This is a genomic window from Serratia sp. MMO-28 (genome assembly GCF_037199905.1).
Taxonomy (GTDB): domain Bacteria; phylum Pseudomonadota; class Gammaproteobacteria; order Enterobacterales; family Enterobacteriaceae; genus Chania; species Chania oryzae.
This window is the reverse complement of the sequence record NZ_JBBCVB010000021.1, coordinates 103,560-116,054: the sequence shown is the minus strand read 5'-3', so window position 1 is coordinate 116,054 and position 12,495 is coordinate 103,560. Positions and strand designations below refer to the sequence as shown.

The 12,495-nt window shown below is 36.7% G+C and carries 11 protein-coding genes and 2 pseudogenes; 3 read left to right on the top strand and 10 right to left on the bottom strand.

Annotation, left to right across the window (positions count from 1 at the left end):
* The 3 genes and pseudogenes from WG891_RS18530 to WG891_RS18520 all read right to left on the bottom strand — a co-directional run.
* A pseudogene (locus WG891_RS18530) lies at window positions 1-246 on the bottom strand (type VI secretion system contractile sheath large subunit); the annotation flags it as partial.
* Between the two features lie 27 nt (window positions 247-273).
* A complete protein-coding gene (gene tssB / locus WG891_RS18525) occupies window positions 274-774 on the bottom strand; it encodes a type VI secretion system contractile sheath small subunit (protein ID WP_337264059.1) in 501 nt (166 codons plus the stop codon).
* A 662-nt stretch (window positions 775-1,436) separates the two neighbouring features.
* Window positions 1,437-1,694 carry a hypothetical protein gene (locus tag WG891_RS18520; RefSeq protein WP_337264058.1) on the bottom strand — a complete coding sequence of 86 codons (258 nt, stop codon included), beginning with the start codon at window positions 1,692-1,694 and terminating at the stop codon, window positions 1,437-1,439.
* Between the two features lie 456 nt (window positions 1,695-2,150).
* Between WG891_RS18520 and WG891_RS18515 the strand changes: the two genes are divergently transcribed.
* Window positions 2,151-2,384 (top strand): DUF2188 domain-containing protein, encoded by a 234-nt coding sequence (locus WG891_RS18515; RefSeq protein WP_337264057.1) that lies wholly within the window; start codon window positions 2,151-2,153, stop codon window positions 2,382-2,384.
* A 2-nt stretch (window positions 2,385-2,386) separates the two neighbouring features.
* A complete protein-coding gene (locus tag WG891_RS18510; protein ID WP_337264056.1) occupies window positions 2,387-2,998 on the top strand; it encodes a hypothetical protein in 612 nt (203 codons plus the stop codon).
* 940 nt (window positions 2,999-3,938) lie between these two features.
* Here the strand turns inward: WG891_RS18510 and WG891_RS18505 are convergent.
* Window positions 3,939-4,688 (bottom strand): hypothetical protein, encoded by a 750-nt coding sequence (locus tag WG891_RS18505; protein ID WP_337264055.1) that lies wholly within the window; start codon window positions 4,686-4,688, stop codon window positions 3,939-3,941.
* A gap of 541 nt (window positions 4,689-5,229) precedes the next feature.
* Window positions 5,230-5,780 (bottom strand): annotated as a pseudogene (locus WG891_RS18500) (recombinase family protein).
* A gap of 885 nt (window positions 5,781-6,665) precedes the next feature.
* Between WG891_RS18500 and WG891_RS18495 the strand changes: the two are divergent.
* Entirely contained in the window at window positions 6,666-8,234 is a 1,569-nt protein-coding gene (locus tag WG891_RS18495; protein WP_337264054.1) for a DEAD/DEAH box helicase family protein, read from the top strand.
* Window positions 8,235-8,276: 42 nt separating this feature from the next.
* Here WG891_RS18495 and WG891_RS18490 read toward each other — a convergent pair whose 3' ends face one another.
* The 5 genes from WG891_RS18490 to WG891_RS18470 form a co-directional block, all read right to left on the bottom strand.
* Window positions 8,277-8,564 carry a hypothetical protein gene (locus WG891_RS18490; protein WP_337264053.1) on the bottom strand — a complete coding sequence of 96 codons (288 nt, stop codon included), beginning with the start codon at window positions 8,562-8,564 and terminating at the stop codon, window positions 8,277-8,279.
* Between the two features lie 434 nt (window positions 8,565-8,998).
* On the bottom strand, window positions 8,999-9,667 hold the full coding sequence (locus WG891_RS18485; protein WP_337264052.1) for a hypothetical protein: 669 nt from the start codon (window positions 9,665-9,667) through the stop codon (window positions 8,999-9,001).
* Between the two features lie 211 nt (window positions 9,668-9,878).
* Window positions 9,879-10,157 carry a hypothetical protein gene (locus WG891_RS18480; RefSeq protein ID WP_337264051.1) on the bottom strand — a complete coding sequence of 93 codons (279 nt, stop codon included), beginning with the start codon at window positions 10,155-10,157 and terminating at the stop codon, window positions 9,879-9,881.
* 27 nt (window positions 10,158-10,184) lie between these two features.
* Window positions 10,185-10,982, bottom strand: a complete 798-nt coding sequence (locus tag WG891_RS18475) for an OB-fold protein (RefSeq protein ID WP_337264050.1) — start codon at window positions 10,980-10,982, stop codon at window positions 10,185-10,187.
* Between the two features lie 237 nt (window positions 10,983-11,219).
* Window positions 11,220-12,425, bottom strand: coding sequence for a site-specific integrase (locus WG891_RS18470; RefSeq protein ID WP_337264049.1), 1,206 nt, complete (start codon window positions 12,423-12,425; stop codon window positions 11,220-11,222).
* Window positions 12,426-12,495 lie beyond the last annotated feature (70 nt).

Sequence of the window (12,495 nt, the reverse complement as noted above, 5' to 3'; positions counted from 1 at the left end):
CTTCAGCAGGTCTAAAAAGACGCTGACGGCAGCGGTCACACGCTCATCGGCCGAGACGTCCGCCAGGGCATCGCCGTCCTGAAAAGCCTCAATGCCGTTAAGCTGGGAGACCGGGTTAAGGTTGATTTTTTCAAACAATGACGCATAAACGCTGTGCGGCGCCGGGGCGTTTTTTTCCAGCACGGTGGTAGTGTGGCTCTGACGTTGTGCCGTTCTTTCCTGCAGGGTTTCTTCCTGTCCAGACATTGGTTTCTTCCTTATCTTCCCGGGCGATTAACAGTTTTCGAGTGCCAGTATTTCCAGTTCCATCCGCAGTTCGTCGCTCAGCGCTTCATCCTTCAGGATGATTTCAAACTCGCGGCGGAAGGTGGTGTTGTCCAGCAGGTTGGATTTGAGGTCACGCAGCAGGTTGCGCATGGCCAGCATGGCGCGCAGTTGCGGGATTTGGCGCGCCACCTGCTCGGGTTCGAAGTCTTTCATGGCGCTGAAGCTGAGGTTGACGGCGGTGTCGCCGTGGTCATCGGACAGGGTGTCGGGCACGGAGAGAGTGAGCTTGGGGTTGAATTCGGCCAGCACGCTGTCGAAGTTATTTTTATTGATATTGATTTTTTCACGCTCAGACAACGGACGCTGTTCTTGCCCATTGCTGTAATCCCCCATCGCCAGCAATTTGAGTGGCAATTCGACTTTTTTCTGTGCCCCGCCGGTATGGAGGTCAAGTTTGATATTAACGCGTGCTTGAGGCACTTCATTTTGGTAGGAAGATTTGGACATAGCTATCCCTGTTCAACTGAAACAATGAAGAACGGTCTGCCCTGAGGAATTAATAAGAATGGCTAACCCTGCCAGATAACCACATCCCTTCCTTTACACCGTTCGGTGTAAACCCAAATGGGTGTGACAAGCGAGCACATTCAATCCCTGATGGCATGACGCATGTGTGTTCGAGGTCAAAATCTGAAATACCACCTTCCAGACAGACAACCATAATAGCAGCGTAGAAGGATTAGCAAAGTGATTGGAAGGAAAATATTTTCTACACAGAGCGGCTACTCCTGCCGCACACCACACTGATTAACAAGAAAATCCTACGATATCTTAGGCAAAGGGGAGTAAGTAAGAGCATATAGGCCTAACCAGGAACCATTTTAAACGTTTATTTGAAGATAAAAGGTGTGAATATTCGGCTGCTATAAAAAACCAATTCATACAGTTTATGAATATTTAATGACTTTTTATTTGGGATTTAATTATAGAACTTATAAAAATAGCGCATTCGTAAAATGGAAGCAGAGAAAAGAGGAGTAATGAGCTGGTAACAAGAATATGATATTGACTTCGAAATCTTCGTACGATGACCAGTCTAAAGCAAGGTAGTGCCTGAGTGACATATGGCTATTTTATGCACCGTTCTATCACTCAATCTGTTCAAAGCATTATCTTGGAACTACGAAACAAGCTCCTTTTGTCTGTTCGGCAAGAAAATCGTCATCAACAATTTTGTCAGCAACAACCAATAGGTATTTGCGCTGAACCACAGTTACCGGCATGACCAACTGACGATGTGCAAAGAAGTTGTGTTTACTGAATGTCATACTGAAAACAGCTAAAACAAAAAACCCCAAGCTTATCATAAGCTTGGGGTCAGAATATGGCGGAGGAGCAGAGATTTTATCGCTGGAGTAAATTCCCATTTACCTTTCAAGAAGGAAATCTTCAAACTCTCGGCAATTTCTCCGCAAATCAACTCGTTACGCCTAACTACGTTCATGCACAACTGTTAATTTCGGATGCTACTGTTGATTTTCATTTTGCCACATGTGTCACAATTCTATGTAGCAGTTGATTTCGAGTATACTTGTGCGTTATAGCGTTGCCAAGAGCATTTTACTGGTATTTTTTTCATAGAATACATCATGGTTTTAATCAGTTATTCTCATGAGGAGATGAAAGCTTTTCACTTCAAAAGGTGTGTTAAGCATTCATCTGTAACATTAGCTAAACAATTTACTTAAAAAAACATTCAATTAAGATGATCAATCGTAGATTAGATAATGAGCTATAACACATTGAAAAAATCATAATTAGATATACAATACGTTGGAGACCTAACTGGTGGGATTCAATGTTATACTTTGTGAGGAGGTAACATGGGTGGAAAATCGCAACATGTCGTAAGATCTGCTGAGGGCGGATGGGTTGTAAAGAAAGGTGGCAGTCAAAGAGCAACTAAACACTTTGATACCCAACAAGAAGCTATCGATTGGGGAAGAGAGGTTGCTAAGAATCAAGAAGCTGAGTTGTATATACATGGCAAAGATGGGCAAATAAGAGAGAAAAATAGTTACGGAAAAGATCCATTTCCACCAAAGGATAAAAAATAGTTATGGATAACTTTAATAAAAATGTTTTTGTTAATTGCCCCTTTGATGATAATTACCGCCAGCTTCTTATTTCTGTAATTTTTACGATTAAAACTCTTGGATTTATACCTAGATTCTCCTTAGAAAGAAGTGACTCTGGTGAAACAAGAATACACAAGATACTAGAGCTTATACGTGAATCTAAATTTGGTATCCATGATCTTTCTAGAATTGTTGCCACTGGCCCTGATGAACACTTCCGAATGAATATGCCATTTGAGCTTGGTATTGATTATGGATGCCAAAAACTAATGGGAGATATCTGGGGAACTAAAAAAATATTAATCCTTGAAAAGGAGAAATATCGCTATCAAAGAGCACTTTCAGATTTATCCGGATCAGATATAAAAAGCCATAATGATGATCCTCTAATAATTATTAAAACCGTCAGAAACTGGTTTGTACCATCTGAAATCAATCGGGCACCAAGTGGCAATGTCATATGGAATAATTTTAATGATTTCCAAGCATATCTTTTTGAAGAACTAGTTAACATAGATGGCCATGAGTCTGTAGATGATGTAGAAATAGTAGAAGTAATTAGATTGATGGATGAATGGTTAAACATGAATTAAATCGACTGAGTCTTAAGAAAAATAACACTTGAGAAACTTACCACCACATTAAATAACTTCTACCACTAGTAGGAACTCTATAACTTGATGCTTTCATTTATTTTACATATTTCATAATCTTCAATAAGCATCGCTATGAAATTTAACATAGACATTCCTGACGAAGCTGAATGAACCTTTAGTTTTTTATGTGTATCAATATGTAGATGAAAAATCTTATACTCATTTTTCTTTTTAGAAACTTCTTGCATTATTTTATTCCAATAGAAATAGTCCTGAGATATAAATTACCTTCAGGGCTTAATTGATATATATTATCATGGAGAAAAACATATACTCCATATCTTTATATTACAACTAAATGATTATATGTCAATCAAATTTAACATTTAAATAACAATTAAATGCAAATACACTTTATTAGCTTTTTAATGAAAAGATATCTACCTGCTTGGCAAGGTACAACTAAAGATCACCTACCTATTGGCAAAATTCTAAATATCTAGGCTCTTATCGTATTCGATACTTACTTCATTGAGTTTTGAGTATCCGTGATACCTGTTTGTAAATGCACTATATCACCACCCTAGAAATGATAACTGCTGAGCTACTATCAACATATTTCAAAATAGGTCATGAGAGTGGCTCTAAGCAATTTTACAACATGTATGTGACTTAGAGATTTGAGCTGATACTTTTACAGCATAGAGCTATACCTAATCTGGTATGCTCCCCGGTTCCATAGGCGAACATTGCTATAGAAGGCGCGAATAAATCACTGAGTACAAAAATATGTGTGGGTAACTTACTAAACCTAAATGGATAAAATTTCATTTTCAGATATTTTCTCTCACAATCCCCAACTCCTATTTTATCGTCACATGACCGAGCATTACACTTACTATCTGAACTTTTTGGAAGCATTGAAATATTATTAACATTACGCTATTTCTGTTATTTCTCTAAATTTACTCTCAATTCTTGATAGGATTTGATTGGAACCATTCATAATGAAATTTCTGAACTCTTCATCATTACGTGAGATATTAAGAGCTTCCTCTTCTATTCTTCTTTGAGTCTCCGGATCGTCATTAGAGGTACGACAAAAAATTTCTCGTCTTTGCATAGCGTTTTGAAAATGCTCCTTATATTTATGACTCACCATATTGAAGTAATCAGCAACCTCTACGGATAGCTCTTTTGGCAACCATATATTACTCTCACTAAAGCAACTCCAAAAATCGGCAACTATATTCTTAAACCTCTCTTGATTATCACCTTCATCAGCACGATTTTCTTTTATGAAACATGTAGCTTTGTAGAGAGATGTATATATCTCACTTATTGCTTTCGTTTTCCTCTGGGTTAGTTCAGATAGTTTTATTTGATATGATATATTCCCTCTACCTATTTCACCTTTTATATCCTCAGTGATTTTTGTTGTTATGGCTAACTGCCTTTTCACTTCTTCAAACTGATGTCTTATTGCATTAATTTCTGCGGTTTTCTTTAAGAAACTTGTAATAAATGAACCAACACAACCACCTAGAAATGGTATTATAAAATGCATCATATTAATTTCATTATGGCTATTAATCGCAATCAAGATAATGCCAACTGCAAATGTGAATAGTATTATAGTGACGATTTTAAGCATGCCGTTGATTACTCCATTCAGCTTGATTTTCATGCCACCCACCTTAATTTAGTTGTGTCTTTAGTTACATTCTTGACTATAAACAATCAAATTGTCAATTGAAAAAATGAGATTCTGGTAGTAACTTTAACTATGTAAAAAAGTGTTCACTGGGGCAAGGCCCCGTCCGGTGCAGACCGCTATCACTGCTAGCTAGTGCATATTACCGAAAGTTTGAATACGGCAGCGGGTATTATCAGTATCAACCTCAACTACAACGCCAATGAAGATCAGATTGAATACTGCACTCCCCAACTCTAAGGTGTGATTATACATTTCCATAGGATAAAGCCGCTAGAGGAATAGGCACTAATTTCTATGGGTTGGTTGTAGTCTTACATAATATAATTAAATACCATGACTAAGATATGCAAACGTCCTCGTTCAAAGTCGACAGTCAGATTTGATTGTATGCTGCCCGAAAAACGTCAGGTCAAGTCTGAGCTTATACAAATAAACTGCTCTAGAAAGACTTCCAGAAACATAAAAATAAATCCACTCATACTGACCCACATAAACAGGGGAAACTACATAATTATTTTAAGCGATAAAAAGTTGCCTTACTGATATCGAGAGCAGTCATAACCTCTTTAGGTGACATCCCAGAAGCAACCATTTGAGTAACCTGTTCAGAAGTGGCCTTAATAGGTCTACCACAGTGTATACCTTCAGATTGTGCACGTTTGATTCCTACAGCTCTCCGCTCTGCTATTAGGTCTTTTTCAAGGCTTGCTAGACCAGCCATCATAGTGAGCATAGCTTTTCCGACAGGTGTTGATAGGTCAAACCCTTCTCGCAAACTGATAACCTTTACGCCCTTTGCCTGTAAAGCCTCAACCGTAGAGAGAACATCGATGTGTTACGTCCTAGACGATCAATACCAATAACGATGAGAGTATCATCTTCACGAATGTAACTAAGTAGCTCACCGAATCCTCTGCGATCTGAAGCTTTCACTCCTCCACTAACACCTTCATCAGTAAACCACTTAGCGACCTTATAGCCAGCTTCAGCAATCTGTTGTTTCTGATTCTCGATAGTTTGCTCATTTGTTGATACACGAACATAACCGATGATAGACATGATGTGTTCCTTTTTGTCTCAAAAGGTAGTCTCGCAATAATATGTGTATCAAAATACAAAATCAATCTTTTGAGACTTTGAACATCATCATTTTCAGGATATTTTCAGCGGTATCAAAAGGAGGTGGTTTTAAGACACTCAGCCTTCATCACCACCTGTACAGACCCTTTAGCTGCTCCTGATCGGAATCACCGGTTACTTGTTATCAATCTGAAAAGGTAACCTGAAAAATACTGTTCAAATTCTGTACATTACAGTATTCATGCTGACTTTAGATAATTAATCGGTAAATCTGGCAGCTAGTAAGTTAAAGAGGGCTATCACTATCGCTTCATCACCTCGACATAGCCATGCAGTCACATTTGTTAGGCTGATAACTATCACTGAGCATTAGTGTAAAGTTTCGTAAAAAACACTTGACAATGAGAATCATTATCACTAAATTAAACATAATTACCCTCTAGAGATAAGCTATACAGTCCCTGCTCAAGGATCTGCTGAATAGTCTCTTGAAGGTTATTTTCTTAATTTGTTCTCTCCTATAAGATTTCACTCTTCATTATCTATTCATGAATCTCTTGAGCTTAATGTATAGATATCTATCTGATCAGATAGAAAATGTTATTACATTTCCCTTAGAGCAGTTTCCTTCCTTAGGTAGTACCTTTAGCTAATGATCATTCCTATCTCAAGGTGATACTTCTGATGATTGCTCTACAGTTACTCTCTGGATAAGTTTTTGCGGAAAATCTCTATAGAGTCTTTAGAAGAAATCTGCAAAAAGTCACTAGCGCATGATGGTACCTCTGAAAATCCACTTGACACCACAAATGAGAATAATTATCATTTGCACTGTTGATTCATATTAAATAGGATATAGAGGTGTTAATGGATAGTGGTTTAAAGCTTCACTATGTTGAGGCAATCTGTGGTTCGGGAAAGACTCATCAAATGGTAAAAAGGATCATCGATTCAGAGTACCCATATTACATAATTGCGACTCCTACCACTCGTTTATCTCAGAGTATCTGTAAAGAATTTAGATCTCAAGGATATGGAGGTAATGTTATAATAATAAACAGTGATAAAGCAACAGATAGTGTCTATCGAGAAGTGACTATTGCACTAACAAATGCGTTGGCTTCTAGTGATAAACATATCTTAATAATCACTCATAATACCTTGATGAGAATAGCTTCTAGGGATAAGCATCAATTGCTAGCAAAGTTCAATATTTTCATTGATGAGTTACCTGAAGAATATTGTTCTCCAAAAACAATAACAGTTCACAATTGGAATAAAAATGACTGCGAGTGGAAACCTTGGATAAATTTAGATGAGAGTGTTCAGTCAATACAAGAAGTAACGCTATCTGATGGATGTCACGAACACGTTAATCGATTTCTTCAAAATGCTCAAGATTATGATGAAACAGATATTTATAAGAAAGATGGAATATATGATTTTTTAGATCATCTAAGCAATAGCGGACGTTGTGCATATGCTAGAAGTAATGGTAGTCATAAGACATTTCATTATAGTAATGCTTTAGCTTTGTTAAGGGTGATTAGACAATCAAAATCAGTAACAATCCTTGCTAATAACGTTGTTGAATCTTTATCTGTCAGCACACTAAGTAAACTGGACAATGTAAAAATGATAAAGCTAGATTGGGGATTACCAACTCATTATAAATGTGGTGATAAAGTCACTATACAAGTAATGCTTCCTGAAGAGTATATTTACACTAAATATTTAGGCCAGAAAAAATCAGATCCTAATTCAGATTACAGTTCAGATATCAAGAAAGATATTTTTGAAGCCGTCAAACATGAATTGAACAAAAACGATTTATTCAAACAAGAAGAAACAGCATTAGTTATTGCGAACAAGAAAGATCATAAAAATTTCTCTGGGTTCAATCCCATAACAAACTCAGTTCATGGATTAAACTGTTGGGATGACAGAAACGTAGCAATTTACCTTTCCACTTGTAGACTGAAACCTGATGAAGAAAACACTCTGAAATATATTGAAGATACGCATCACATAACTGGGTTGAGAGATGCAGCACAAACACAACGCTGCTACGAAGCATGTCTACAGAGCTTATTTCGTATTTCTATTAGACGGTCTTTTCGTGAAGAAATTAGTCACATTACGTTTTTCGTTCCTTCATATGACCATGCAGAATATGTAAGTAGATATACTCCAAATTGTACTATAAAACTTGATCATGCTATTGAGATAAAAAAGCAGATAAGCAATGATGCTAAAAACCTTGAGTCTGTAATTAAAGTTTTAACGATGAAAAAATCACAGAAAGGAATTAAGCGTAGTGAAGGTAGATTACCGATAGAAGAAATATGTAAGATAAACGAAATTGGATATGGAACTTATAGAAGCTCAATAGTCAGACATAGAACAGAATTGCAACAAAGAGGTTTAATGCACTAGTCAAATTAATGAATAACTTTTTCCCTTTAATAAAACTCAGTTCTACTCAGCCAAAATTTTAAAGCTCGGCTCATCAAATTTATATTGCATAAGCTTAAGATTTGGTGGGTGTTTATATTTCCAAAAAATTTCAAAATTGTTTTTTAACCATGATTCAATAATATAATTTTTAATAGCGCTGTCCTGATTAGTAATGGCAGGATCACGAAACTCAGGACAGCTATTCCAAAATTTATTTGTAAGCTTAAAGGTATAATCAATCCCATCGATATTCACAGTAATAAATGACAATTCTCTTTTGAATAATATTCTTCCCAATACGGATACCATAGTTAGAACCTTTCCAGGCACCAACTAGTAAGCAATGTGATTCCTCCATAACCATCTCAATAGTTCCTTTTCAAACGAGTCAGGAACCTTGAAACATACAACCACCAGCAATCATAGAACATACCCATCTAAAACGTTCTGTATAGCCCTCTATTGAGACAAATTAAAAAACGTATAGTAGGTACTGAATTAAGGGATAAAGTGGCTCAAAATGTCGTACAGACTGATTATGTTTTTTAGTAGAATGTGACAGAAGGAGATCTCTAGCTTATTACTAGCTGAAAAAACCCCCTACCATGTTCAATTTATTATCGTTAAGATAGATATTATGCATATCATGCCAAAAAAACTCAGTATAGGCATAACTCCCCAAAGGAATAACTTAAATATTGTCTTTAACATTTTCATTTCTCACTATTACATTCTTAGCTAAATCAATTAACTCTGTGACTATCAGGAATACTTACCCCCGAAGGATAAACCCTCATAGTAAACTCTACCCCTTTACCTGTAGAGAAAGGCTCTCGTTTAAATATCACTTTCAACTTTTTATTATTAACACTTATATCTCTTGTAAAACCACTTTTAAAAGTGCTTAACAAAGAGTTTGTCTTGCTATCAAGTTCTGTTTCAAAAACACCTTTATAGAAAAAAGATACAGCCCTAATGAAATCCTCTCGCCTTATCTTCTCATTGGCTTTCTTATTAACATTCAGCATTATCGTAGTATATCTTGCATAGTGACCATCATCATCAGAATCAGCCATCACATAGAAAGCTATATTATCATTCAGTTGATAGTCACTATCTGAGTTCGATAATGGAAAATCATGATATGGTGTAGCGCAACTATACCCACCACCAGAATTATTATTCCACCCCCTACTATTAGATAGAAATCCTGACCCATAAAACACTTTGCAAAGAGCTTGTGGATTAAATGGTAAGAAACCATCTGGAACAGATTCATTAAAGAGCACTGAGGATTCTATATTATCATCAACACTGTTACCATTTGAACTGACTATAGATTTACCCTCATCAATGAAATATGACTTTACGATGACAACAACAAGAAATATCAATAGGATCCTCTTTAACATTCTCTGCTCCTTAATGTGTATTCTAAATCACTTTTTGACATCATTTTTATAGTCACGTAAATAATATTTCTGATCAAAAACTTTTGGATCTTCGCTAGTTATCATATTCTTTACTACGTTAATAACAAAACGTCCGCCACCAAAGAATAAGAATAGAAATACAGCTGCAACTATATACCACTCATTGAATAGTTTTTTTTGACGTTATTAGCTATACCAATCCCATTATCCGAGGTATCTTCCTGAGCAGTTTTTTTGACACTTGATTAAACGTTATATCAAGCATTCTACCTATTTGGGTAAAGACTAGTTTAATTATTTTACCAGCCAATAATAGCAGACCAAATTCTATAATGAAGCCAAGGATAGCAAAAGGCTCAGAACTCCAACGAACATCATTTAGATCTGGATTCATAAAAAAGGAGATAAGGAGCATTAATATAAACACACCAAAGATCCAATCAAATAATTTAGAAAATAAGTTTTCCACAATGCCTCCATGTTAAGAGTAATATGATCACCAATTTACTAAAGATAAAATGTAACTTGCTCCTTTCGCATCTATATCACGAAGCATAGATGATATTATTTCAGGGCTATTTTCTTTAAATTTCGACACTGCCTTAAAATGCTCTTTGGAACATTTCATTTTGTCAAAGCCCTTACCACAATACTTATCTATTCCGGCTTTATTTAAATTATACACAAGCAGCATTTCAGCCTGCAATGAATTAGTTGGTATAAAATCAGGACTAGTCATATCCTTAATAGGAAAGTGTGCGTTATAATAATCCATTACATAATCATCAGTAAAAACACATGACTTTAAAATTAATACTTTCATGTCATACGATCCTATACTACAAACCATATCTACAACATTGTCTTTTCGCAGTGATAATACTCTTTTATCCTCACCATCAACCTTCATTATAATATATTCAAATGCATCTTTACCATTTGACTTTATGTAAGCATCACCAGCTAAATCCTCACCAATTTCTGATACATTAGTCCGTACCCAAACATATCGATCTCCATATTCTTTTTTTGCATAAAGCTCATTTCTATGAAAGGATTTTACTACTTCAGATATCCTTGCTGGAATTAATTTGTTTTTATTACTGAAGTAACCACGAAGATCATAACTTAAAGACAGTATACGATCATCATTGATGCGTGTAGACACTAGTTGCTCGAAAGCTACTTTATTTGTTGGCGCTAATTTTCCAATCCCCTCACCATAAGCTGATAATATAGGATTATATATAAAAAACAAAAGCAGTAGCACAATCCTTAATTTATGACGTTCCATAATTTCGCCTTTCAAATTGAAATTTATCTTTTACATTCAAAATATTATAACCTAATCTGCCGCAAGTGAATTGAACGATATGCGGTGAATAACCACATGATATATATGAACAAATTTTAATCAAATAGATTTTAATGATCAGTTTCCACATATTGATCAGTTTTAACGATCGATTGACACAGTTAAATCATAACAATATGAATAATAAAGATTTTAACCCCAATCATAGCCACCATTTCACAAGGGAACATCAATGTTAATCCGGTTGATTGCTTCGACTAACGGCCCTAGAGGGTAGCTTAAGCCACCATAATTGCGGGATACCGAGCTTGATGAGTGGCCTGTGAGAGCATCATGTACAGCCTCATCAATACCAGCCAATCGGCACATATCCTTGAAGGTATGACGGAATGAATGGAAAACTAACCGATTATCTGTAACGCCACAGACCTTACGAAGATATCGACCGAACCACTTCGACCAGTTACCCGTCAATGTACCGAATACATCAGCTTTCAGTTGGTGAAAGATTCGATCACCCTTTTGTCTCTTAGCGAAATCGATAAAGCCAAGTTTGATCAATTCAGAATGGAGAGGGATACGCCTACGGCTGCTACTATTCTTTAGGTGCTGTCCATCTTGCCTATCAGCAATTTCAATCACCCAGGCTACATTTTTGCTGCCATCAGGCTTTTGGTAATTTTCCTCATGAACATCTTTAGGGTGAAGCTGACCGATTTCCTCCAGTCTGGCCCCCGTATAAAGAGCTAGTAGGGGTAACCAGTATGCGGCGTCACCAGACCCAGCTTTCGGCCTATCCCCTTTGTAAACAGGTGATGAAAAGATTTTGCGGAGTGATTCTGAATCGAAAGGTAAGCGTTTCTCTCTGGCGTGCCTATCTTGCTTTAGGCTCAATCCTTCAACCGGGTTACGCTCAAGTAAATCGTTATCTACAGCTAGAGAAAGTAAGCTACTCAGGGCAGCAAGATAACTGTTGACCGTACCAACACTGAGATTTTGCTCACGCAAAGCATCTCTGAACTGACGGCAATCAGCCCTATTGATGGTAGTTGCATATTCTTTGTTCGCAATCTCCTTGAATCGTTCTAATGCTCGGAGATAGAGATTACGTGTTTTAGGGGCTTTTTCTTCAAAAGCTAACCACTGTTGATAAAGCTCAGACAGCGTAGGCCCAGCTACTTTAGGCTTAGTTATTGCCACATCGTGGATAGTACGGTTATCAGGTTGAGGTTCACCTTGTAGACGTGCAAATTCAGCATCCCAGTAACAGCCTTCCAAACGAGCTAACTTTTCAGCTTCCCGTCTAGCAGATGTCTTAAGAGATCTAAAGATTTCTACGCGTTGAAAATGAGGAATTAACGATGAAGGGATTCTTCGGCGGAAGTAGTATCGAGAACCACGTTTAACTAAGTGAGTGCACATAACAATTCTCTTGTTGTGTAGCACCCTTGTGTAGCAATTGCGTAGTTCTCTGAAGAACACCCTGATAAAT

Excerpts from the sequence above, each read along its gene's own strand:
- tssB (WP_337264059.1), bottom strand. The coding sequence starts at position 774 with ATGTCCAAATCTTCCTACCAAAATGAAGTGCCTCAAGCACGCGTTAAT.
- WG891_RS18520 (WP_337264058.1), bottom strand. The coding sequence starts at position 1,694 with ATGGGAATTTACTCCAGCGATAAAATCTCTGCTCCTCCGCCATATTCT.
- WG891_RS18515 (WP_337264057.1), top strand. The coding sequence starts at position 2,151 with ATGGGTGGAAAATCGCAACATGTCGTAAGATCTGCTGAGGGCGGATGG.
- WG891_RS18510 (WP_337264056.1), top strand. The coding sequence starts at position 2,387 with ATGGATAACTTTAATAAAAATGTTTTTGTTAATTGCCCCTTTGATGAT.
- WG891_RS18505 (WP_337264055.1), bottom strand. The coding sequence starts at position 4,688 with ATGAAAATCAAGCTGAATGGAGTAATCAACGGCATGCTTAAAATCGTC.
- WG891_RS18495 (WP_337264054.1), top strand. The coding sequence starts at position 6,666 with ATGGATAGTGGTTTAAAGCTTCACTATGTTGAGGCAATCTGTGGTTCG.
- WG891_RS18490 (WP_337264053.1), bottom strand. The coding sequence starts at position 8,564 with ATGGTATCCGTATTGGGAAGAATATTATTCAAAAGAGAATTGTCATTT.
- WG891_RS18485 (WP_337264052.1), bottom strand. The coding sequence starts at position 9,667 with ATGTTAAAGAGGATCCTATTGATATTTCTTGTTGTTGTCATCGTAAAG.
- WG891_RS18475 (WP_337264050.1), bottom strand. The coding sequence starts at position 10,982 with ATGGAACGTCATAAATTAAGGATTGTGCTACTGCTTTTGTTTTTTATA.
- WG891_RS18470 (WP_337264049.1), bottom strand. The coding sequence starts at position 12,425 with ATGTGCACTCACTTAGTTAAACGTGGTTCTCGATACTACTTCCGCCGA.